Source organism: Thioalkalivibrio sp. ALE11, from assembly GCF_000381205.1.
Lineage (GTDB): Bacteria > Pseudomonadota > Gammaproteobacteria > Ectothiorhodospirales > Ectothiorhodospiraceae > Thioalkalivibrio.
The window spans coordinates 41,785-64,343 of the sequence record NZ_KB906170.1 but is presented as its reverse complement, the minus strand read 5'-3'; the positions used below and the strand labels follow the sequence as shown (position 1 = coordinate 64,343).

The 22,559-nt window shown below is 67.6% G+C and carries 15 protein-coding genes, 1 tRNA gene and 1 pseudogene; 5 read left to right on the top strand and 12 right to left on the bottom strand.

Annotated features, from left to right (window positions below; translation table 11 throughout):
- Positions 1–2: 2 nt before the first annotated feature.
- Positions 3–89, top strand: a tRNA-Leu gene (locus tag F620_RS0109095).
- Positions 90–319: 230 nt separating this feature from the next.
- A pseudogene (locus F620_RS14325) lies at positions 320–2,509 on the top strand (diguanylate cyclase).
- Here F620_RS14325 and mnmD read toward each other — a convergent pair.
- The 4 genes from mnmD to F620_RS0109070 all read right to left on the bottom strand — a co-directional run bounded on the left by mnmD (position 2,506) and on the right by F620_RS0109070 (position 7,754).
- Positions 2,506–4,341: a tRNA (5-methylaminomethyl-2-thiouridine)(34)-methyltransferase MnmD gene (gene mnmD, locus F620_RS0109085; protein ID WP_019570319.1), complete on the bottom strand. Its 1,836-nt coding sequence runs from the start codon at positions 4,339–4,341 to the stop codon at positions 2,506–2,508. The pseudogene F620_RS14325 and the gene mnmD sit on opposite strands and share 4 nt — an antisense overlap.
- Before the next feature lie 22 nt (positions 4,342–4,363).
- On the bottom strand, positions 4,364–5,893 hold the full coding sequence (locus F620_RS0109080) for a peptidoglycan DD-metalloendopeptidase family protein (protein WP_019570318.1): 1,530 nt from the start codon (positions 5,891–5,893) through the stop codon (positions 4,364–4,366).
- 104 nt (positions 5,894–5,997) lie between these two features.
- On the bottom strand, positions 5,998–6,780 hold the full coding sequence (locus tag F620_RS0109075; RefSeq protein ID WP_018869375.1) for an ABC transporter permease: 783 nt from the start codon (positions 6,778–6,780) through the stop codon (positions 5,998–6,000).
- Positions 6,777–7,754 carry an ABC transporter ATP-binding protein gene (locus F620_RS0109070; RefSeq protein ID WP_018869376.1) on the bottom strand — a complete coding sequence of 326 codons (978 nt, stop codon included), beginning with the start codon at positions 7,752–7,754 and terminating at the stop codon, positions 6,777–6,779. Before F620_RS0109070 ends, F620_RS0109075 begins: the two co-directional genes overlap by 4 nt.
- Before the next feature lie 92 nt (positions 7,755–7,846).
- Between F620_RS0109070 and F620_RS0109065 the strand changes: the two genes are divergently transcribed.
- Positions 7,847–9,241, top strand: a complete 1,395-nt coding sequence (locus F620_RS0109065; protein WP_019570317.1) for a M17 family metallopeptidase — start codon at positions 7,847–7,849, stop codon at positions 9,239–9,241.
- Here F620_RS0109065 and F620_RS0109060 read toward each other — a convergent pair.
- On the bottom strand, positions 9,234–10,667 hold the full coding sequence (locus F620_RS0109060) for a Glu/Leu/Phe/Val dehydrogenase (protein WP_019570316.1): 1,434 nt from the start codon (positions 10,665–10,667) through the stop codon (positions 9,234–9,236). The genes F620_RS0109065 and F620_RS0109060 overlap by 8 nt on opposite strands.
- Before the next feature lie 114 nt (positions 10,668–10,781).
- Positions 10,782–11,087 (bottom strand): hypothetical protein, encoded by a 306-nt coding sequence (locus tag F620_RS0109055; RefSeq protein ID WP_018869379.1) that lies wholly within the window; start codon positions 11,085–11,087, stop codon positions 10,782–10,784.
- Positions 11,088–11,440: 353 nt separating this feature from the next.
- Between F620_RS0109055 and dusA the strand changes: the two genes are divergently transcribed.
- Positions 11,441–12,484 (top strand): tRNA dihydrouridine(20/20a) synthase DusA, encoded by a 1,044-nt coding sequence (dusA, locus tag F620_RS0109050; RefSeq protein WP_255349479.1) that lies wholly within the window; start codon positions 11,441–11,443, stop codon positions 12,482–12,484.
- Positions 12,485–12,533: 49 nt separating this feature from the next.
- Here dusA and F620_RS0109045 read toward each other — a convergent pair whose 3' ends face one another.
- Positions 12,534–13,697, bottom strand: coding sequence for a cupin domain-containing protein (locus tag F620_RS0109045; RefSeq protein WP_019570314.1), 1,164 nt, complete (start codon positions 13,695–13,697; stop codon positions 12,534–12,536).
- 7 nt (positions 13,698–13,704) lie between these two features.
- The gene (purB, locus tag F620_RS0109040) at positions 13,705–15,072 is read right to left on the bottom strand and encodes an adenylosuccinate lyase (RefSeq protein WP_019570313.1); all 1,368 of its coding nucleotides are present in this window, start codon (positions 15,070–15,072) and stop codon (positions 13,705–13,707) included.
- 74 nt (positions 15,073–15,146) lie between these two features.
- On the opposite strand from purB, the gene F620_RS0109035 reads away from it, so the two are divergent.
- Positions 15,147–16,538, top strand: coding sequence for a lyase family protein (locus F620_RS0109035; protein ID WP_019570312.1), 1,392 nt, complete (start codon positions 15,147–15,149; stop codon positions 16,536–16,538).
- A gap of 31 nt (positions 16,539–16,569) precedes the next feature.
- Here the strand turns inward: F620_RS0109035 and F620_RS0109030 are convergent, their stop codons facing one another.
- From F620_RS0109030 to acnA, 4 genes are read right to left on the bottom strand one after another with little or no spacing between them, the layout of a single operon-like run.
- Positions 16,570–18,522 carry a bifunctional diguanylate cyclase/phosphodiesterase gene (locus F620_RS0109030; RefSeq protein WP_019570311.1) on the bottom strand — a complete coding sequence of 651 codons (1,953 nt, stop codon included), beginning with the start codon at positions 18,520–18,522 and terminating at the stop codon, positions 16,570–16,572.
- A gap of 30 nt (positions 18,523–18,552) precedes the next feature.
- A complete protein-coding gene (locus F620_RS0109025) occupies positions 18,553–19,398 on the bottom strand; it encodes an HDOD domain-containing protein (RefSeq protein WP_019570310.1) in 846 nt (281 codons plus the stop codon).
- Entirely contained in the window at positions 19,395–19,757 is a 363-nt protein-coding gene (locus F620_RS0109020) for a hypothetical protein (protein ID WP_019570309.1), read from the bottom strand. The genes F620_RS0109025 and F620_RS0109020 overlap by 4 nt, the downstream gene beginning before the upstream one ends.
- A 48-nt stretch (positions 19,758–19,805) precedes the next feature.
- Entirely contained in the window at positions 19,806–22,559 is a 2,754-nt protein-coding gene (acnA, locus tag F620_RS0109015) for an aconitate hydratase AcnA (RefSeq protein WP_026331386.1), read from the bottom strand.

Sequence of the window (22,559 nt, the reverse complement as noted above, 5' to 3'; positions counted from 1 at the left end):
GCGGGGGCGTGGCGAAACAGGTAGACGCAGCAGACTTAAAATCTGCCGGCCGCAAGGCCGTGCCGGTTCGAGTCCGGCCGTCCCCACCATTGTCGTCTTTTCCGCCTGTCGCGGACGAGCTTTCTCAGCCTCCCATGACCATTTTCATCCTCCGGGGATTACGCGCCCCCGGGTGAATGGGCATAGTGGGGGTGTGGGGTTCGGATCGAAGGGGGCGGACATGCGCGGGATACCGGGCGACAGCGCCGCAGGAGAGGCCCCGACCGCCGGGACGGACGGGACAGCACAAGGTCGGACGGGCGGTTTTGCCGCCACGTCGGTGGTGTCGGGGCTGCTCGCGATGCTGATCTTCGCCGGGATGTTTCTGCTGGCCGACCGTGCCTGGGAGCATCAGCTGGCCGAGCGGCATCAGGCGAACCTGGCGAGCGAGGTGGCCAGCAAGCGTACGCGCCTGGAAAGCGTGATCAACAGCCTGGTGCACGCCACCGTTGGTCTCTCCGCCTATGTCGAGGCACGCCCGCACCTGGATGGCGACGAGTTCGAGCGCATGGCCGACCGGCTGTACCGTCGGGACCCGGAAGTCATTCGCTCGCTCACGTTACTGGCGGGATCCCGCATCGATTTTGTCTACCCGCGCGAGGGCAATGTGGATGCCCTGGGTCTCGACGTGGCCAGCCATCCGGAGCAGGCGGCGTCCTTCCGTCGGGTCATGGAAACCGGAGAGACCGTCGTCGCCGGACCCTAGGAGCTGGCACAGGGCGGGACCGGCCTCCTGGTCCGCAGTCCGGTCGGTCCGGAAGAAACGGGCGACCCGCTGGACGAGGCCCGGCAAACGGATCCCGGATTTACCATGGCCAGTGTGGCGGTGGATTTCGAACGGGTACTGGCGCGCGCGGGGTTCGGCCGCACTCCCGGCGCGCTCAAGTTTGCACTGCAGGGGCGAGACGGGACCGGGCACCGCGGCGAGGTGTTCCATGATCCGGACGGGATTGCCGAAGGGCCGGCGGAGTGGCGCAAGACGGTCAGCTTTGCCGGTGGCGAATGGGTCCTGCTGGCGCGCCCGGTGCCCGAGGCCATGCCGACCTCCAGGCCGCCGGCCTGGTGGGCCTTCGGGATCCTTGGCACCCTTGCACTGGGCGGACTGACCTGGCGCGTGAGCGGGCATGTGCGCGATCGCGCGCGCCTGCTGAGCCAGTACCATACGCTGGTCGCCAACCTGGAGGACGCCACTCTGGTGGTCCGGGATACCCGGGTCCTCTGGACCAACCCCGCGTTTCGCCGCACGACCGGACAATCCCCGGTCGACGGCACCCCCGTGAAAGACCTCGAACTGTTCCATCCGGACGATATCCCGTTGCTGCCCAACGGGCTGGTATTTTCCAGGGAAGATCCGGATCCGGCCGGGCGCCAGGTGCGCGTGCGCATGGCGGACGGCCACTGGCGCTTTCATCTGCTGCGCTGGGTGCCGATCCCGTGGGAGCAGGATCGGGCCATGCTGCTGATCCTGGTGGACGTGCACGACAACCGGATGCTGTTCGAGGCGCTCGCCCAGGCCCGCGACCTTCAGGAGGCGCTGTTCGAAGCCATGCCCGGTCATGCTCTGGTGCTGGGGGAGGACGGGATGATCTACCGGGCCTTTGGGGATAGTCGGGGGGCGAAGGAGGCGGACGCGTCGGGGCGGAGGGGGGCGGGGTCGATCGTGGGGCACGGCATCCAGGAGTTCCTGCCCGAGGCGGTGGCCCGGCAGTTCCTGGCAGTCGTGCGGCGGGCGCTGGACGAGGGGGGCCTGCAGGAGACCGAATACCTCCTCGAGCCCGGCGTGCTGCATCCGGCGCGACGGTCGGAGCCGGAACTCGCCGGGGATGGCTGCGAAAACGGGCAGCGCTGGTTCGAGGCCCGCGTGCGCCCCATTGCCGCGCATTTCGAGGGACGTGCCGCGGTCGTCTGGCATGCGCTGGACGTGACCGCGCGGCGCAAGCTCGAGGAGCGTCTGCACACCCTGGCCTGGCAGGACCCTTTGACGGCGGCTGCGAACCGCGCGGCGATGGAACGGGCGTTTCCCCGCATGACATCCCGAGCCCGCCGCGACGGGGGGCAGCTGGCCATGGTGTTCATCGACCTGGATCGCTTCAAGCCGGTGAACGACGAACACGGCCATGCCGTCGGTGATCAGCTGCTGCGCCGCATGTCCGCGGATCTGGCGGCGCACCTGCGTGCCGAGGATCTGCTGGTCCGGCTGGGCGGTGACGAATTCCTGGTGCTGACCGGGACGCTGATTTCTCGCGACGAGGTGCATCCGCTGATCGAGCGGATCCGCAGCGTCTTCGATACCCATTGGGAGCTGACCCTGGACGACGGGGAGCGTATTTCGGTGGTGGTGACCGCGAGTATCGGCGTGGCGTTCTATCCGGAACACGGGGAGACCCTGGCCGACCTGATCGCGGCGGCCGACCAGGCGATGTACCGCGTCAAGGGACAGGGCCGCAATGCGGTGGCCTGGGCGGACTAGGCGACGCGTTGCGGCGACAGGCGTCGGGCCACGTTCTGCTCCAGCGGTTCCGGCAGGTCCAGCAGGCGGTCGGCTACCAGCTCCCCGCTGATCGGTGCATAGAGCAGGCCTCGTGAACCGTGCCCGAGGGTGAGCATGACCCGGCCCCGGCGGTCCATGCACGAAGCGCCCGCCAGCGGAAGGCGGTCGCGAAAGACGGCGCGCATGCCGGTCCAGCGCTGCGTGATCCGCGCATCCTCGGGGGCGGGCATGCCCGGAACCCAGGCCAGATGCTCCAGGTTGTGGCGGTCGTCTTCGGCGGTCGGTTCGGGGGGCGCTGCCGGATCCGCCGGGAGCCCGTCGTGGCGGTAGGTGGCGCCGATCCAGTGATCATCCGTGTCCCGTCGAATCCAGTAGCCCTGACCGGTGCGCACGCGGAAATCGGGGCCGGGGAGGGGGTGCTGCACCCGGGTCATCTGGCCTCCCACGGTCCCGAGGCGCGCCTGTTCCGGGCACAGGGGCGCGCCGGCAGTGGCGATCACGACCGCGTCGAAGCCCCGCGCGGGGTGGTCGCCGTCGAACGTCACCCGGACTTCGGTGGCGTGCGGCTCGATCGCGCTGACCCCGGTGCGCTCCACCGCGGGCAGTGCGGCGGCCAGTCCGCGGCACAGGGCCCCCATGTCCACCGCCCGCCCGCCGGGGTATTCCAGCATCGGCCCGGGAGTGCCGGCGGGGGCGGTGGCGGCCGGGTCGAAAAGGTAGCCGCTCTCCGCCGGATCGCGCGCGCGAAGTCGCTGTACGCGCTTGCGTGCGTGCGCGGAGATGCCGTGGAAGGCGACGCTGTCACCCAGCAGGAGCGTCGATCGGCCCTCTTCCAGGCCCTCGGCGGCGCGTTCGATCAGGGCATGGGTGTGGCGCATGCCGGTGAGCGCCAGGGCATTGAGCCCCGGGTCATCGGGGAGCAGGTGAGGCAGCAGCACCGCCGCCGGGTTGCCGGACGCCCCCCCGCCCGGGCCCGCGGGATCGAACAGGGTGAGGTGGCAGCCGCGGTCCTGCAGGGCCAGGGCGGCCGACAGTCCGGCAATGCCCGCCCCGATGACTGCTACGCGTCGCGGACGTTCGCGAGTCTCGGGCAGGGCGGGGGGAGCCGGGTCATGGAAATGGCCGCACAGGCGTTCACGCTTGCGTCCGTGCCCGGGTTTGCGCCGGACCACGAAGCCGGCCGCCTCCAGGTCGCGGCGCACCTGACCGGCCGCGGCGTAGGTTCCGAAGGTGGTGCCGGGCCGGGAGATACGGGCCATCTGCCGGAAGACACCGATATTCCACAGGCCCGGATTGCGGCGGGGTGCGAATCCGTCCAGATACCAGGCATCCACCGCGGCATTCAGCTGCGGGAGGGTGATCGCCGCGTCGCCGAAGACCAGGGTCAGCACCGCGCGTGCCCGAGGGAAATGGATCCGGTGAAGGCCGCTGACCGGTGGGGGATACCCGTCGCGCAGGCGTTCGGCGTCCGGGCCGTCAAGGCCCAGCTGCTGATGGGCGCGGGCGAGGTCGTCGGGATGCAGCGGCCGCGATTCGAAGCCGATCAGCGACAGGAAGCCGTCGTCCGGGGCCCGGGCGCGCCACTCGCGAAGCGTCAGGAGGGTGTTGAGTCCGGTGCCGAAGCCGGTCTCGGCGATGGTCATCCGGGTACCGGGGCGGGCGAAGCGCCGGGGCAGGTCGTTGGCCTCAAGAAAGACTTCGTGAGCTTCCTCGAGCGGGGCGTCCGAGCCGAAATAACCGTCGCCGAACTCGGGAGAGACGGGCTGTCCATCCCTCCATTCGAGACGCGCAAAGGCCAGTGCTTCGGGCAACGGCGGGGCGGCGGGCCGGTTCCTACTGCGCGGCGAGTTCGCTGAACGGCCGCAGAGCGACCTGTTCGCCGCGCTGCCCGTTCTCCAGCTGCGCGAACAGGACTTTGCCAATCTCGCGGAACTGCTCGAGGTCTTCGCCTTCCAGCGAGTCGCTTTCGGGCAACGCTACCCGCATCGGATCCTTCGGCCGCCCCTTCACGTGCACCTCGTAGTGCAGGTGCGGACCGGTACTGCGTCCCGTGTTGCCCGACAGGGCGATGCGATCGCCCCGCTCGACATCATCCCCCGGGCTGACCAGGGCACGGTCCAGATGGAGATAGCGCGTGGAGTAGCCCTGTCCGTGTTCGATCACGATAAAGCGACCGGCATACCGGTCGTGCTCGACGCGCGTGACCCGACCATCCGCCGGTGCCTGAATGGGGGTCCCCACCGGCATGGCGAAGTCCGTCCCGTGGTGCGGCGCGACCCGCCCGGTGACCGGATGCCGTCGCTGCGGATCGAAGCCCGAGCTGATGCGGTAGTTGCCGGAGAAGGGGCGGCGGTCGAACGGCGGCAGCAGGCTTTCGCCGTCCGGGCGATAGAAGCGTCCGTTGACGTTGCGCGCGGCTTCCTCCTGTATCCGCTCGCCGTTGTATTCGAACGCCAGCAGTCGCAGATTCTGCGGCGTGTCCTCGCCGACGACGGTCTCCTGCTCCACCAGCAGGGTGAATTCATCGCCGGCGCGCGCGTTCAGGCGCACCGGCAAGTGGCGATCCATCAGCACGGCGATCGCCGCGGCGGCCCGCGAGGACAGTGCAGTCTGGCGGGACAGGGCCGCGGAAATCGAGCCGTCGATCTCGGCGCTGATGATCAGGTGCGAGGTCTCGCGGGCATTCTCGACCTCATGGCGGTCAAAATCCCAGCCGTCCTCTTCGCGTACCCATTCGTAGCCCGAGGCGCTGTCGGTCCACAGCCGCATGCGGGTCAGGTAGCCTTCGTCGTCTACCTGCCACTCGATCTCCTGGCCCGGCCGGACGCGGTTCAGGATGTCGGCATTTTCGTCGTCGTCCAGCAGGCGATAAAGCGTGGCCAGCGGCAGATCCCACTCCTGTTCCCACAGCCCGGAGAGGCGCTCGTTGCGATCCAGGGTGTGCGAATTCCAGTCGGAGTGGCCGAGTTCGGCCGTTGCGGAGGGCTCGTCGTCGTCCAGGTCAAAGGTTTCGTAGGACGTGGCCCCGGTCGTCGGCTCGCTGGCCGTCGGCGGCTCTCCGACATCCTGGTCGGGATCGAATGCGAATGCCACCGTGTGAGTGTCGCCCGGCGGGACCGAGCCGCCCACCGCGGGCACCGGTTCGGCCACCGAGGCCCGGCTCCAGTCAGCACGGATCTCCGTGCCGCGGGCGCCGGAGCCGTTGTCCGCCGATTCGGGATCCGCGCTGGAGAGGGGCGCGATCTGCAGGGGCTGTTCCGTTTCCTGTGGCTTGGAGGCGAGGACCAGGCCGGAACCCACAGCGAGGGCGAGGCCGGCGGTTCCCACGATGACCGAAGACGTGATCCTGCGCTGACCGTTCATGAACATGGTTCCGTTGGGCGATGCTGTTTTATACCACGTTTGGCCGCGATGTGAACCACCCCCGCGGATGCGCCGATTCTCGCCGTGCCGTCGCTTGAAGGTCTTCATGAGCGGATGCCCGTTCCTCGATTCAGAAGCCACAGTGCCAGACCATAGAGCACAATGATGAACAACGCGATGATGGCAAAGGATGCGATCACTGGAAAGTCACTGGTTCCAAGGCTCCCGTAACGAAAGGCATCCACCATGTAAAAGATCGGGTTCAACATGGACGCGCCCTGCCAGAAATCGGGCAGCAGGCTGATGGAATAGAAAACGCCTCCGAGGTAAGTCAGCGGGGTAAGAACGAACGTGGGAATCAGTGCGATATCGTCGAAAGTTCGTGCGAATACTCCATTGATCAGTCCGGCCAGTGCGAACAGGATGGAAGTCAAAAGGACGACCAGCAGCATCACGATCGGGTTGTGCACGCTCAGGGGCGAAAAGAACAGCGAGACGATCAGAACGGCCACGCCCACGGTGAGCCCGCGTGCGACCCCGCCGAATATGAACCCCAGGATGATGACGCTGTTGGGGATCGGCGAGACCAGTAGTTCCTCGATATGACGCTGAAACTTTGAACCGAAGAATGATGATACGACGTTGGAATAGCTGTTGGTGATTACCGCCAGCATGATCAGCCCGGGAACGATGAAGTCCATGTAGCGAAAGCCTTCCATTTCGCCGATGCGGTCGCCGATCAGGCCGCCAAAGATGATGAAGTACAGCGCGGTGGTGACGACCGGGGGCAGGACGGTCTGCACCCAGATTCTGGCAAAGCGCAGTATTTCCTTGATTGCGATGGTGCGCAGGGCGGTGCCCCACAACCGGAGATCCGCGCGGGTCATGCCTGGCCCTCCTGCTGCTCGGTGGCTCCGTCGCCGCCGGGTGTCAGCGGGCTGCGGGTGGTCTCGTTCTGGGTCATGCGGACAAAGAGCTCTTCCAGTCGATTCGCCTTGTTCCGCATGCTCTGGACCCGGATCCCCTGATTATCAAGAATCTGGAAGAGATCATTCAGGTTCTGGTTGGAGTGTATGTCGGCCTCCAGGGTCAGCTCGTCGATGCGTCGCAGCGGGATCGGGCCGCCCTCCGGTACCGCCAGCGGGGGTTCCACCAGGTCCAGGACCATGGTCTCGGTCTCGAGCTTGGCCAGGAGCTGCTTCATCGTGGTGTTCTCGATGATGCGGCCGTCATCGATGATCGCGATGTTGCGGCAGAGCGATTCGGCTTCCTCGAGATAGTGGGTGGTCAGGATGATGCTCCGGCCGTCATCGTTGATCTTCTGCAGGAAGTCCCACATGGAGCGCCGCAACTCGATGTCGACCCCGGCGGTGGGTTCGTCGAGGATCAGCAGCCGCGGTTCGTGCACCAGGGCGCGGGCGATCATCAGGCGGCGTTTCATGCCGCCGGAGAGCATGCGGGCCATGTTCTCGCGCTTGTCCCACAGGCCCAGTTCGTTGAGATAGTGGCCGGCGCGGTCCCAGGCCTCGCGGCGGGGAATGCCGTAGTAGCCGGCCTGGTTGACGACGATCTCGCCCACCGGTTCGAACTGGTTGAAATTGAACTCCTGCGGGACCAGGCCGATCGAGCGCTTGACGCCCCGGGGATCCCGGTCGAGGTCGTGGCCGAACACCCGGACTTCCCCGGCCGTCTTGTTCACCAGCGAGGTGATGATGCCGATGGTGGTCGACTTGCCGGCGCCATTGGGCCCGAGCAGGGCGAAAAAGCTGCCGGGGGAGACCTCGAGGTCGATTCCCTTGAGGGCTTCGAAGCCGTTGTTGTAGGTCTTGCGCAGCCCGCGGATTTCCAGTGCTGGCGTCATGGCACGTTCCCTGTCGGTCGGTGGGGGCCGGGCGTCCCGGCCGCAGGTGGCGTTATTATGGGGGCTTTGCCGTGCAGATGAGGAAGCCCCCAGTGGAATCCGTTTTTGTTGATGAGTCGTCCGCCGCCGTTGAACTGATACCCGTGACGCCGGAGTCGCTGCATGCCGCGCTGGAGGGGCGGCCCGCACGCTATGCGCGCTGGGCGCAAGCGACCGGCTTTACCGGCGAGGCCGGGGGTATCCTGCAGATCGCCGGGGACCAGGGCGAGCTGGAAGCGGCCCTGGTCGGCTACGACGTGGGCCAGCCCCTGTGGATGCTGGCTGCGGCGGCGGAGTCCCTGCCGGGGGGAGATTATCGGCTGCAGGAGGCGGGCCTGACAGCGGAGGCAATCGAACGGGCGGCGGTCGGCTGGGGGCTGGGAAGGTATCGCTTTCGCCGGTATCGCAGCGAGCCACCGACCGACGACACGCCGGTGCGGCTGATCTGGCCGGACGGGGTGGATCGGGAGCGTGTCACGTCCATGGTGGCGGCGGTCGGCCACACCCGGGATCTGATCAATACGGCCCCGGCCGATCTGATGCCGGACGAACTGGCGGCGGAGGCCGAGGGTCTGGCCGAACGTCACGGCGGAACCGCCAGGGTGGTGGCGGATCCCGACGAGGTGGCCCGGGACTGGCCGTGCATCCATGCCGTGGGGCGCGCCAGTGAACACCACCCGCGGGTGATCGAGCTGACCTGGGGGCCGGAGGATGCCCCGCCGGTGGTACTGGTGGGCAAGGGAGTCTGTTTCGATTCGGGCGGTCTGAACATCAAGCCCGACAGTGCCATGCGGCAGATGAAGAAGGACATGGGCGGTGCGGCCACGGCGCTGGGGCTGGCCGGCCTGATCATGCGGGCCGGGCTTGCAGTGCGCCTGACGGTCCTGGTCGGAGCGGTAGAGAACGCCGTGGGCTCGCGTTCCTTCCGTCCCGGCGATGTCCTGACCACGCGCAGCGGGCGTACCGTGGAGATCGACAATACCGATGCCGAGGGCCGCCTGGTGCTGGCCGATCTGCTGGACCGTGCGGGTGAACTGGAGCCGGCCCTGGTGGTGGATTTTGCGACCCTGACCGGTGCGGCGCGAGTGGCCGTGGGGCACGAGATCGCCGCGTTCTTCGCCAGCGACGACGCCTGGGCGGCCGCCCTGGACGAGCCGGCGCGCGCGTGGGACGATCCGGTCTGGCGGCTGCCGTTGCATGCGCCGTATCGGCACATGCTGGAGAGCGATGTGGCCGACGTGGTTAACGCCAGTTCGGGCGGGCAGGCCGGGGCGATCACCGCGGCGCTGTTCCTGCAGGATTTCGTGCCGGCCGAAACGCCCTGGCTGCATTTCGACATCATGGCCTTCAACACCCGCGCACGCCCGGGCCGGCCGAAGGGTGGCGAGGCGATGGGCCTGCGGGCGGTGTTCGCGGCCCTGGAGGCCCGTTTCGGTCGGGTCAGATGACCTTCAGGTCGGGACGGGCGCGGATGATCTTGCGCAGCGCGATCAGGTACGCCGCGGTACGGTAGTCGAGGACCTCGCCATTGCTTTCCACCTCGCGCACTTCCTGCATCTCGCTGAAGGCCTCGCGCATGGTGTCGTCCAGGCCCGAGCGCACCAGATCGATCTCCTCGGCACCGCGCACGATGGATTCGCGCAGCCACTCGGGCACATCCTGGTTGGTCATCATCTCGATGGCGCTGACGATGTGCTGGCCCTGGGCCTGGTCGTAGCGGCGCTCCATGCGGCCGAAGCGGATGTGCTGGATGTTGCGCACCCATTCGAAATAGGAGACCACCACGCCGCCGGCATTGACGAACACGTCGGGCAGCACCGTGATTCCGCGCTGCTGCAGGATGCGGTCGCCCTCGAATGTGCAGGGGCCGTTGGCGGCCTCGACCACCAGGCGGGCGCGGATGCGTGGCGCGTTCTCCTCGTGGATGGCGCCTTCCAGCGCGGCCGGGACCAGCACGTCGCAGTCTTCTTCCATCAGGCGGTTGCCGTCGCGTTCGAAACGCACGCCCGGGTAGCCTTCCAGGGTGCCGGTGCGGTTCATGTAGTCATGTACCGTGTCGACATCCAGACCTTGCTCGGAGTAGATGCCGCCGTCGCTCTTGATGATCCCGACGATGCGGACGTTGTCGTCCTGCTGCAGGAAATGGGCGAGGTGATAGCCTACGTTGCCGAAGCCCTGGACGATGACCCGCTGCTGACTCAGGCCGCCCTCGAGGCCCGCCTCCGCGACGGCCGCCTTCGAACGGAAGAAGGCCTGCAGGGCGTACTGCACCCCGCGGCCGGTGGCTTCCAGACGGCCGCGCATGCCGCCCAGGTCCACCGGTTTGCCGGTGACCGCGGCGACGTGGTTGATGTCGTCCGGGCGGTGCTGGCGATAGGTGTCCGCAATCCAGGCCATTTCCCGCTGGGAAGTGCCGACGTCGGGGGCCGGGACGTTCTGCGCCGGCGAGATGTAGTCGCGCTGGATCAGTTCGTGGGCGAACCGGCGGGTGATGCGTTCCAGTTCCCATTCATTGTACTGGCGCGGGTCGATGCGCAGACCGCCCTTGGAACCGCCGAACGGGATGTCGATGATTGCGCACTTGTAGGACATCAGTGCCGCCAGAGCCTCGGCGTGGGCCTGGTCCATGTTGGGTGCGAAACGCATGCCGCCCTTGACCGGAAGTCGGTGCGCGGAATGCACGGCTCGCCAGCCATGAAAGACCTCCACGCGGTCCCGGAACTGGATGGGGAAGGACACCTGGATGACCGAATCGCAGGTTTGCAGCGCCTCGCGTGCCCCGTCCGGGATCTCGAGGTAGCGCATTGCGCGTTCCACCATGCGCGAAACGTTCTGCTGGAAATCGTTGGACTGCGGGGTTGCGGGAGGCGTCATCCGGCGATTCCGTGACTGAATTCGCATCGGATTGTACATGCGCAGGCCCGCATGCAGGCAAAAAGACGCCGAAGGGTCCGCAGGACCGCTTCGGCGAGGGCAGGGGAGGGCGCGTTACCAGTCCGGAGCGCCGTCGTCTTCGTCGTCGTCTTCGTCTTCTTCTGCACCCATGGGCGCACCACCGGCATCGGCACCCCCGGCAGCACCCTCGTCTGCCGGCGGCGCACCGCCCTGAGCCCCTCCGGCGTCAGGCGCACCACCGGCTTCCGGGGGGGCGCCCGCTTCCGGTGCCCCTTCCTCGGCCGGCGGGGCACCACCCTGTTCGGCACCGCCGCCACCCATGGCGCCGGCGGTAGCCATGGAGCCAATGGTGAACAGGGAGGAGAGGGCAAAAGCGATGGCAGTCTTGCGATATTTCATGGATCTGCGCTCCTTGGAGGCTGTAGAAAGGTCTCGCAGACTCCGGATGCCGAAGATAACGGCGAAGCCGGCGTCTGCACCCGACGGGAAAGCAGGGGCCGTGCCAGGTGAGGGAGAGGGCGTCTGGAAGCCATAAGGATCAGTGGGTTACGGTGGATGCTGTGAAATGGTTCCAGAGATAGCCGGGCGGCGAGCGGTCGGGTCGGTCGGACACAGCGGGTCAGGCTGACCCGTGTCGCATTGGCACAGGCAGAGTCGGGCGTTGCTGGACGTCGGGGGCGCGCCGCGACACCATGGGCGGCCAATTTATGGTTCAGCCCGGAATGTCCGATCCGCCTTCTGCCAATCCCATCGTGTGCGCGCCGCAATCCGGTTCGCCGACGGCCTGCGCGTCCTCGCTCGCGGGCGGGCCGGAGCGCTTTTCCGTCGCGCCGATGATGGACTGGACGGATCGCTGGTGCCGACGCTTCCACCGGCTTCTGACGCGGCATGCGCTGCTGTACACCGAAATGCTGCATGCCAACGCGGTGGTGCGGGGCGATCGCGCGCATCTCCTCGGCTACGCGGAGGTCGAGCATCCGCTGGCGCTGCAGCTGGGGGGATCCGAGCCCGACACGCTGGCGGAGGCCGCGCGCATTGGCGAGGACTTCGGCTACGACGAGATCAATCTCAACGTGGGCTGTCCGTCGGACCGGGTACAGTCGGGCGATTTCGGCGCCAGCCTGATGGCGACACCCGACCGGGTCGCGCGCGCGGTGGAGGCCATGCAGGCGGCGGTCGACATCCCGGTGACGGTCAAGCATCGCATCGGTATCGACGAGCAGGATTCGGATGCGGATCTGCATGCCTTCGTACGTACCGTGGCGGATGCCGGTTGCCGGCATTTCATCGTGCATGCACGCAAGGCGTGGCTGCAGGGGCTGAGTCCGAAGGACAACCGCGATGTCCCGCCGCTGGACTACGCGCGGGTACACCGGCTGAAGGCCGAATTCCCGGGGTGTGTGATCGTGCTGAACGGGGGGCTGGATGACGTGGCCGCCGCGCGCGACCACCTGACCACCCTGGACGGGGTCATGTTCGGCCGCCATGCCTATCATCATCCCTGGAGTCTGGCGGAGGTCGACCGGCTGTATTTCGGTGAGGCCTGGCGGCCCGAGCGTGCCGAGGTGGTCCGCGAGCTGCAGGACATGGCCGAAGGGATGCGGCGCGAGGGCGTGCCGCTGGCGCGGCTGACCCGCCACGTACTGGGGCTGTTCCACGGCGAACCCGGGGCGAGGCAGTGGCGGCGGATCCTGACCGAGGGGGCCCATCGACCGGATGCCGGCCCCGAACTGATCGAACGGGCGGCGGCCGCCTGTCCGGCGGCGCAGGGCGAGGCGGTGGCCCCGGCCGGCTGAAGGCCGCTGCAGGGCTGGCCCCGGGCGGTACCGCCGCTCAGTGTTTCCCTCAGTCGTCGGGCTCCAGCCACCCCTCGCGCAGGCCATCCTCCAGCACCTGATGGATCGACGGAAAGCCGGACTCCCAGTCCGCCGCAGCGAGGGTCTCCACCGTGCAGAAGATCTCCAGCTGTTCCGCTTCCAGTGCCGGGGCGGGGTGGTCATGGCCCGCGATGCACAGCACCGGGCCGTCCGGGGCCTGGAACCACGCCCGCCGGATGCCCGGATGGACGCGGTAACGCACACCCGGCTGCGGGGCCGGGACCTCGCCGTCGTCCGGGGGTGCCAGGCCGGCACCTGCGGTGGGGCGGGTGAGAAAGCGGCCGAGATAGGCGTCCAGATCGGCATCGTCCGCCGCCAGCAGGGCCCGCAGGGCGTCGCGCAGTTCGCGCCGGTCGCCGGCCGGAAGCTCCCCCGGCCACTGGTCGGCGGGGCGCCCCGGGTCCTCGAAGCGGGCCTGATCCCCGATCACGTTCGCGCGTTCTTCCAGGAACCCGGTGAGCACGTCGAGGATGGCCGGGGCGCGGAAGCCGACGGACCAGGTCATGCATCCGCGATCCAGGGATTCACCGTAATGCGGGACGCCCGGCGGCAGGTACAGCATGTCTCCGGGCTCCAGCTCCCACGAATCGGTCGGCCGGAATTCGCGCAGGATCGCCAGCGGCAGATCCTCGAAGCATTCCGGGTTCCCGGGCGGGTCCTGGATCTGCCAGCGCCGCCGGCCAGCGGCCTGGAACAGGAAGACATCGTACTGATCCACGTGCGGGCCCACCGAGCCGCCGGGCGGGGCGTACGAGATCATCAGGTCGTCGCGCCGCCATCGCGGGATGAAATCGAACTGCGCGAGGAATCCGGGGCCATCGGGCCAGAACCGTTCGATGTCACTGACCAGCAGGGTCCAGTCGCGTTCCGGCAGCCGGGCCAGGCGGTCCGGCTCGAACGGGCCGTATTCCACGTCCCAGTCGTTGCGCTCGCGGTGGCCGAGGACCAGCCGGCTGCCGGCCTCGGGATCGGTCGCCAGACCGGCCAGGTCGTCGGCTTCGATCGGGTTCTCGAACCCCGGGATCGCGCCGCGGATCAGCAGGGGTTTCTGCTGCCAGTAATCCCGCAGGAACGCGGCCGGCGTGAGTCCGCCCAGCAGGGTCAGCGGGGTATCCGGATCGGGCGCTGCCATGGTTGACTCAGACGTCGCGGGCCAGGCGGTCCGCCAGACCGGTGTAACGCCCGGGGGTCAGCTCGCGCAGGCGCGCGCGGGCCTCCTCGGGGATGTCCTGCGCGTCGATGAACTCGTGCAGGGCCTCGGGGGTGATCCGGCGGCCGCGGGTGAAGTCCTTGAGTTTCTCGTAGGGCGAATCGATGCCGTAGCGGCGCATCACCGTCTGCACCGCTTCGCCGAGGACCTCCCAGTTGGCATCCAGATCTTCGTCCATGCGAGTGGATTCGATCTCCAGCTTGCCCAGTCCGCGGGCGAAGGCCTTCCAGGCGATCAGCGACCACGCGAAGCCCATGCCGATGTTGCGCAGCACGGTGGAGTCGGTGAGGTCGCGCTGGAAGCGCGAGACCGGCAGCTTGCCGGCGAGGTGATCGAACACCGCGTTGGCCAGGCCCAGGTTGCCCTCGGCGTTCTCGAAGTCGATCGGGTTGACCTTGTGCGGCATGGTCGAGGAGCCGACTTCGCCGGCCACGACCTTCTGTTTGAAATACCCCAGCGAGATGTAGCCCCAGATGTCGCGCGAGGCATCCAGCAGGATGGTGTTGGCGCGCATGAAGGCGTGGAACATCTCGGCGAGGTAGTCGTGCGGCTCGATCTGGGTGGTGTGCGAACTGGGCTCGAGGCCCAGGTCACTGACCACGCGCCGCGCCAGTGCCGGCCAGTCAACCTCGGGGTAGGCCACCACGTGGGCATTAAAGTTGCCCACCGCGCCGTTGATCTTGCCACGGCAGACCACGCCGGCCAGCTGCTCGCGCTGGGCCTGCAGGCGGTGCACGACGTTGGCGATCTCCTTGCCCATGGTGCTGGGCGAGGCGGGCTGACCGTGGGTGCGCGAGAGCATCGGCTGGTCGGCGAACTCCCCGCTCAACCGGCGCAGGGTATCCACGATGCCGTCCAGCGCCGGCAGCATCACCTCGTTGCGCGCCTCGCGCACCATCACCCCGTAGGCGAGGTTGTTGATGTCCTCGGAGGTGCAGGCGAAATGCACGAACTCCATGCGCGCGGCGAGTTCGGGATGCTCCTGCATCTGCTCCTTGATGTAGTACTCGATCGCCTTGACGTCATGATTGGTGGTCGCCTCGATGGCCTTCACGCGTTCGCCGGCGGCGTTGTCGAACTCGGCCGCGATGCGCTCCAGCGCGGCGGTGCCTTCGGCGGAGAGCGCGGGGACCTCGGCGATCGCGGGCTCGGCGGCCAGCGCCTTGAGCCAGGCGATCTCGACGCGCACGCGGGCCTGCATCAGGCCCTGCTCGCTGAACCAGGGAGCAAGGTCGCGGGTGTGACGGGCATAACGGCCATCGACCGGGGCGATGGCGGTGAGGGCGTTCAGGGACATGGTCGGCCTTGTGATGGGGCTTGCTTGTGCGGCGCAGTATAATACAACGATCAAGTCGACCGCCGGAGCCAGCAATGACCCGATCAGGCCATCGTCAGGAACACGACAGCCTCGGCACCGTGGAGGTGCCCGAACATGCCCTGTGGGGCGCGCAGACCCAGCGTGCAATCGACAACTTCGCCATCGCCGGACGCCCGCTGCCGGGCGCCTTCATCCGTGCCCTGGCGCAGGTCAAGGCGGCCTGTGCCGAGGCCAACCACGGTCTGGGGCAGCTGGACGGAGAGGCCGCGCAGGCCATCGTGCAGGCGGCCGAGGCGGTGGCGCTGGGCGAGCATGCCGATGCCTTCCCGGTGGACGTGTACCAGACGGGCTCGGGCACCAGCAGCAACATGAACATGAACGAGGTGCTGGCGCATCTGGCCTCGACCGGCGCCGCCGGGGCGGTTCATCCCAATGATCACGTGAACCGCTCGCAGAGCTCGAACGACGTGATCCCCACGGCGCTGCACGTGGCCGCGCTCAACCAGCTGGAACACGAGCTTCTGCCGGCGATGCGGCGCCTGATCGCGACCATCGCACGGCGCGAGGCGGGGGCAAAGACCCTGGTCAAGACCGGTCGTACTCATCTGATGGATGCCATGCCGGTACGCCTGGATCAGGAGATGTCCGGCTGGCGTACTCAGCTGGAGCAGGCGGTGGAGCGCCTCGAGGCGACCCGCGACCGGCTGGGGCGGCTGGCGATCGGCGCGACCGCGGTGGGTACCGGGGTCAATGCCCCGGAAGGGTTCGGCGAGCGGGTGGCGGAGCGCCTGTCCGAACGCACCGGGCTGGCATTCCGGCGCGAGCCGAACGGCTTCGCCGCACTGGCCAGCCAGGACACCGCAGTGGAGTATTCGGGGCAGCTGCGGACCGTGGCCACTGCGCTGATCAAGATCGCCGAGGACCTGCGCTGGATGAATTCGGGCCCGCTCGCGGGACTCGGCGAGATCGCCCTGCCGGCGCTGCAGCCGGGCAGTTCGATCATGCCCGGCAAGGTGAATCCGGTCATTCCCGAAGCGGTGCTGATGGCGGCGCGCCAGGTCATCGGGCTGGATGCGGCGGTCACCGCCGCCGGGGCCGCGGGCAATTTTCAGCTCAACGTGGGCCTGCCGCTGATCGCCGACAACCTGTTGCAGATGACGGGCCTGCTGGCGCGCGCCGCCGACCATCTGGGCGAGCGCGCGGTGGCGGGCTTCAGCGTCAACGAGGAGGTGATGCGCGCGGCCCTGGATCGCAACCCGATCCTGGTGACCGCGCTCAACGCCGAGATCGGTTACGAGGCGGGGGCCCGCATCGCCAAGGAGGCCTACGCCTCGGGCCGGCCGATCATCGAAGTGGCGGCGGAGCACACCGGCATGGACCACAACCGCCTGCGCGGTTTGCTGGACCCGCTGCGTCTGACCGGGGGTACGGACAACGGCGCCTGAGGCGTCCGGTCGGCACCGTTCGGGGGGCGCGTCATTCGGTCTCGGGCAGCATGCGCACGTCGTTGACGATCATCTCCCGCAATTCGTCGAAGGCGACCGGCCGGGAATAGCGAAACCCCTGGGCGTAATCGCAGCCGAATTCCCGCAGCAAGTGGATCTGCGCGTCGGTTTCCACCCCTTCGGCCACCAGCTGCATGTCCAGGCTGCGCGCCATGACCACGATCGCACGCACGATCTTGGCGTCCTCGTGGCTCTTCTCCAGATCCATCACGAAGGAGCGGTCGATCTTGAGGGTGTCGGCCGGAAGCTGCTTGAGCTGGGTCAGCGATGCATGTCCGGTACCGAAGTCGTCCACTGCCAGTGACATGCCGACTTCGCGCAGGCGCTGGAACACGCGCGCGGCGGTGTCGGCGTCATCCATGATCACGCTCTCGGTGAGCTCCAGCTCGATGCGGTCGGCGGGGATCCCGTGTTCCTCGGTGATCGCGAAGAATTCCTCCGCAAGATTGGGCTGGCGCAGCTGGCGCGCGGAGACGTTGATGGCGATATGCGGAAGCGCCTGCGCGGTTCCGGGCAGGGAGGCGAGATCGCGGCAGGCCTGTTGCAGAACCCATTCTCCGATCTGTTCGATCAGGGTCATGTCTTCCGCGATTTCCATGAACTGACCGGGGGGCAGCATCCCCAGACGCGGGTGGTCCCAGCGGATCAGGGCCTCGGCACCCACGACACGGCCGGTCGCCAGCTCGATCTTGGGCTGATAGTGCAGCCGCAGCTGGTCATCCTCGATGGCGCCGCCAAGGTCGGTTTCCAGGCGGAAGTGCCGGAAGGTACGTGAATTGAGGTCCTGGGTGTAGAAACGGAAGCCGTTGCGGCCGCGTTCCTTGGCGTCGTACATCGCGGCGTCGGCGTTGCTGAGCAGGGTGTCGGGTTCGTCGCCATCGTAGGGGAACACCGCGATCCCGGCCGAGCAGGAGGTCAGCACCGGATGCTCGGCCACCGTCCGTTCCACCGCCGTGGTCCGCACGATTTCGGTCACCAGCCGGACGACGCCCTCCAGCCCCTGGATCCCTTCCACCAGGATGCCGAACTCGTCGCCACCCAGCCGCGAGAGCGTCGGGCTGGCGCCCTGGCCACCCGTTGATCCGCGGGGACTTTCAAGCAGGGCGGAAAGGTCGGTGGCTACCTTGCGGATCAGTTCGTCCCCCGCGCGATGACCCAGCGCATCATTCAGCCGCTTGAAATTGTCCAGGTCGAGCAGGATCAGCGCGACATGGCTGGAGCCGTTGGCGTGACGTTCCATGGCCCGGGCGAGACGGTCACTGAACAGCATGCGGTTGGGCAGGTTGGTCAGCGAGTCGTGCGACATGTGATGCAGGAGCTCGCGCGATTGCCGTTCGGTGATGCGTTGCAGGGCCTGCTGGCGCCGTTCCATCAGGTGATAGAGATCCGCCGATTCCAGCGCGTAGGCCGCGTTGAACAGCACCAGGGTCAGGGCGGACATGACCAGCTCGTGGCGCGGGGTTTCGTCCCGGCCCGGCCGGGCAGCGAACATCCCGCGCACCCGGGTACGGGTGGAAATGACATGCAGCAGCACCATCCCGCCATCTTCGCCGGCGGGCAGGAATACCGGGTGGTTTTCATGCAGGGCCCAGGAGAAGGTGCCCTGCCGGATCAGCTGTTCCACCCGGTCGGGCAGGTCACCGGGGCTGTCGTCTTCCGCGTCGTGCTCGGCCAGATTGAACGAGGCGTCGCCGTCGAGCAGATAGATGGCCGACTCCGGCAGGGCCAGCAGGCGGCGCACGGCCTCCAGGGTGTTGCGCACGATGACGTCGGGGCAGCGGTTGCCCTCGGTGTCACCGAAGATCGCCGTGGTCGAGGACAGTACGTCCATCACGTAGGCATTGTCCTCGAGACTCTGCTCCAGGTAGCGGATCCGCTCCTGCAGCTGCTCGAAGTCTTCCGGGGTCCGGTACGAAGGGCTCATGGCGTCAGGGCCTTTCCGCTCATCGCGGGTTCAGTCCAGGAGGATTCGGGCCAGCTGGTCGAGCTGTTCGCGTGCCGTGTCGGCGATTTCTTCACAGGCAGCCATCTCCAGTCCGATCCGTTCGAAGGCCTCGGCATGGACCGGCGGCACCATGCGCTCTCCGGAAGAACCCAGGCGCAGGGCGTTGGCGATTGCGTCGGCGACATGCACGATGCCGGCCTCGACCGGGAAGGCGGGTGCCGCCAGCGGGTCGTGGTGATAGCGGGTGGCTTCCACGTGGGCGGGCGTCATGCCCCATTGCTCCAGCAGACCGCTGCCGATGGTCGCATGGTCGAATCCGAGAAAACGCTGTTCCGTGACGAACATCAGCTCACCGTCGCGTTCGCGCAGGTTGATCAGCTCCTCGGTATCGCGGCCGAGGCGCAGGAACAGGACCAGGCGGCCGATGTCGTGCAGCAGCCCGAACAGGTACAGCCGGTCCACATTGGCCTCGCGTCGGAAACGGGCGATCCCGCGGGCGATGATCGCAGTCGCCAGACTGTGTCGCCAGAACGAACTCATGTCCACGCCGATCACCGGCAGGCCGCGGAAATGTTCGATCACCACGGTGGACAGTACGATCTGCCGGATCTGCTGCAGGCCGATGATGGCCACTGCCCGATGCAGGGTCTCGATCTCCTGCGGGAACCCGTACAACGACGAATTGGCCAGGCGCAGGGTCTTGGCCGCGACCGTGGGGTCCAGTTCGATCGCCTCGGTGATGTCGGCGACGCTCGAGGTCGGATCGTTGATGCGTTCGACGATGGCATTGAATGCACCGGAGAAGCTGCACAGCGCGTCGTCCGCCTGCAGGAAATCTTCCAGCCGCGGCGTCATTGTGACCCCCCGCCCGTGGAGCGCCGCAGTTCATCGATCATCGCGCGTCGCGCGATGCGGTAGATCCCGTCCATCGGAAAACGCTCGATGTCGCAGTGCTGGAAGCGTTCCGCCAGCGCTTCGTCCGCGGTGGCGCCAAGGCGCGCCTCGGCGGCATCCGGATCCTCTTCGCCGGCGGTCGGCGCCGCCCCTTCTGCCGCCTCCGGGACGGGTTCGGTGGCCGGCGGGTCCCCGTCCTGGATCCGCACCTCGCTGACGCCCCAGGCCTGCAGGACCCGCAGATGCTTGTCCTGCAGGGTCATGCCCGCGGGGATCAGCAGGCGACCGGAACGGTCGTGCACCGGGGCGGCCAGCGTCATTCCGGCACGCAGGTCCGCAGTGGGGACGGTTTGCGTCATGATAGCGGTTCAGCCTTTGCCCGCCAGTTGACGCAGGACGTACGGCAATATTCCACCGTGACGGTAGTAGTCGATCTCCTGCGGGGTGTCCAGCCGCACGCGCACGCGGAATTCCTTCCGTGCGCCGTCATCGGCGGTGGCGGTCACCGTCGCTTCCTTCGCCTCGCCACCCCGGATGCCGCTGATGGTATAGGTCTCCTCGCCGGTCAGGCCCAGCGATTCGGCGTTTTCGCCGTCGTGGAACTGCAGAGGCAGCACGCCCATGCCGACCAGGTTGGAGCGATGGATGCGTTCGAAGCTCTCCACGATCACCGCCCGCACGCCCAGCAGCAGGGTGCCCTTGGCCGCCCAGTCGCGCGAGGAACCGGTGCCGTATTCCTTGCCGGCGATCACCACCAGCGGGGTCCCTTCGGCCTGATAGCGCATGGAGGCGTCGTAGATCGACATCGGTTCGCCATCCGGCAGGTGCCGGGTGACGCCGCCCTGAGTGCCGGGCGCCAGCAGGTTGCGCAGGCGCACGTTGGCGAAGGTGCCGCGCATCATCACCTCGTGGTTGCCGCGCCGCGAGCCGTAGGAGTTGAAGTCGGCGGGCTTGACGCCCTGCTCTTCGAGGTAGCGGGCGGCCGGGCTGTCGGGCGCGATGGAGCCCGCCGGCGAAATATGGTCGGTGGTCACGGAATCCCCCAGCAGGGCCAGGACCCGTGCGCCTTCGATATCCGGGGTCTCGGCCGGCGTCATGCCCATGCCGTCGAAATAGGGTGGCTTGCGCACGTAGGTGGAGTCTTCCTGCCACTCGAAACGGTCGCCCGCGGGGGCCTCGAGGTTGCGCCAGCGGTCCTCGCCGGTATAGAGGTCGCCATAGGCACTGGTAAAGCTGCCGGCGCCGACGTGACGATCCACCTGTTCACGGATTTCCTGCGAACCGGGCCAGATGTCCTTGAGATAGACCGGATTGCCGGCGTCATCTTCGCCCAGCGGATCGTTGTAGAGATCCAGGTTGGTGCGGCCCGCCAGGGCATAGGCGACCACCAGCGGGGGCGAAGCGAGGAAGTTCATCTGCACCTCGGAATGGATGCGGCCTTCGAAATTCCGGTTGCCCGAGAGCACCGAGGAGACCACCAGGTCATCCTTGATGATGGCCTCGCTGATCGCCTCGGGCAACGGGCCGGAATTGCCGATGCAGGTGGTGCAGCCGTAGCCCACTACGTGGAAGCCCAGTTCTTCCAGGTCCTCCAGCAGGCCGGCGTTCTGCAGATAATCGGTGACCACGCGCGACCCGGGGGCGAGCGAGGTCTTGACCCACGGCTTGACCTTCAGACCCCGCTCGCGCGCCTTGCGCGCGACCAGGCCCGCACCCAGCATCACCGACGGATTGGAGGTGTTGGTGCAGGAGGTGATCGCCGCGATCACCACGTCGCCGTGGTCCAGGGTGAAGGTCTCGCCGTTCATCTCGATGGCGGTGTGGTGCGGTTCCTCCGCCTGATGTTCCACGCCCACCGCGGTGTGACCGCCCTCGGCCGCAAAGCGCTCGGCTTCGGCCGGTTCGTCGGCCCCCGAGGCGCGTTCCTTCAGCAGGGTATCCAGGTGCTGGCTGATCATGGCTCCGGCGCGGCCCAGCGGGATGCGGTCCTGGGGCCGTTTGGGGCCCGCCAGACTGGGTTCCACCGAGGAAAGGTCGAGTTCCAGCAGGTCGCTGTAGCGCGCCACCGGGGCGCTGTCGTCGCGCCACAGGCCCTGTTCGCGGGCATAGGACTCGATGAACCGGACGTGGCCTTCTTCGCGGCCGGTCAGGCGCAGGTACTCCAGGGTTTCGTCGTCGATCGGGAAGATCCCGCAGGTCGCGCCGTATTCCGGAGCCATGTTCGCGATGGTTGCGCGGTCGGCCAGCGGGAGATCGGCCAGGCCGTCGCCGAAGAACTCGACGAACTTGCCGACCACGCCGTGCTTGCGCAGCTGCTCGACGATCACCAGCACCAGGTCGGTGGCGGTCGCGCCCTCGGCCAGCTTGCCGGTCAGGCGGAAGCCGACCACCTGCGGGATCAGCATGGAGATCGGCTGGCCGAGCATGGCGGCCTCGGCCTCGATCCCGCCCACGCCCCAGCCCAGAACGCCCAGGCCGTTGATCATGGTGGTGTGCGAGTCGGTGCCGACGAGGGTGTCGGGATAGGCCATGCAGCTGCCGTCGGCGCGGTCCTCGAGGAACACGGTGCGTGCCAGGTATTCCAGGTTGACCTGGTGCACGATGCCGGTATCCGGGGGCACGACCTTGAAGGTCTCGAATGCCTGCTGTCCCCATTTGAGGAAGCTGTAGCGTTCGCGGTTGCGCGAATACTCGAGCTCGGCGTTCAGGTTCATCGCATCCGGATTGCCGTAGGCGTCGACCTGCACCGAATGGTCGATCACCAGTTCCGCCGGCTGCAGCGGCGCAATCTTCGCCGGGTCGCCGCCGAGGTCTTCCATGGCGTCACGCATCGCGGCCAGATCGACCACCGCCGGGACACCGGTGAAATCCTGCAGCAGCACGCGCGCCGGGCGGAACGCGATCTCGCGCGCGGGTTCCGCGGCCGGGTCCCAGTCCAGCAGTCCCTCGATGTCGTCGCGGGTGATCGTGCGCCCGTCTTCGTGGCGCATCAGGTTTTCCAGCAGCACCTTGAGCGCGAAGGGCAGGGTCTGCGCGCGCGGGTCGTCGGCGATCGGGACGTACTGGCACTCGTGTCCGCCGGCGGACAGGGTGCGGGTGTTCCGGGGCATAGCGTCGCTCAT

What these genes read in the sequence shown, in the direction of transcription:
- F620_RS0109080 (WP_019570318.1), bottom strand. Translation starts at nt 5,893, where the DNA reads ATGAACGGTCAGCGCAGGATCACGTCTTCGGTCATCGTGGGAACCGCC.
- F620_RS0109075 (WP_018869375.1), bottom strand. Translation starts at nt 6,780, where the DNA reads ATGACCCGCGCGGATCTCCGGTTGTGGGGCACCGCCCTGCGCACCATC.
- F620_RS0109070 (WP_018869376.1), bottom strand. Translation starts at nt 7,754, where the DNA reads ATGACGCCAGCACTGGAAATCCGCGGGCTGCGCAAGACCTACAACAAC.
- F620_RS0109060 (WP_019570316.1), bottom strand. Translation starts at nt 10,667, where the DNA reads ATGACGCCTCCCGCAACCCCGCAGTCCAACGATTTCCAGCAGAACGTT.
- F620_RS0109055 (WP_018869379.1), bottom strand. Translation starts at nt 11,087, where the DNA reads ATGAAATATCGCAAGACTGCCATCGCTTTTGCCCTCTCCTCCCTGTTC.
- F620_RS0109045 (WP_019570314.1), bottom strand. Translation starts at nt 13,697, where the DNA reads ATGGCAGCGCCCGATCCGGATACCCCGCTGACCCTGCTGGGCGGACTC.
- purB (WP_019570313.1), bottom strand. Translation starts at nt 15,072, where the DNA reads ATGTCCCTGAACGCCCTCACCGCCATCGCCCCGGTCGATGGCCGTTAT.
- F620_RS0109035 (WP_019570312.1), top strand. Translation starts at nt 15,147, where the DNA reads ATGACCCGATCAGGCCATCGTCAGGAACACGACAGCCTCGGCACCGTG.
- F620_RS0109030 (WP_019570311.1), bottom strand. Translation starts at nt 18,522, where the DNA reads ATGAGCCCTTCGTACCGGACCCCGGAAGACTTCGAGCAGCTGCAGGAG.
- F620_RS0109025 (WP_019570310.1), bottom strand. Translation starts at nt 19,398, where the DNA reads ATGACGCCGCGGCTGGAAGATTTCCTGCAGGCGGACGACGCGCTGTGC.
- F620_RS0109020 (WP_019570309.1), bottom strand. Translation starts at nt 19,757, where the DNA reads ATGACGCTGGCCGCCCCGGTGCACGACCGTTCCGGTCGCCTGCTGATC.
- acnA (WP_026331386.1), bottom strand. Translation starts at nt 22,559, where the DNA reads ATGAGCGACGCTATGCCCCGGAACACCCGCACCCTGTCCGCCGGCGGA.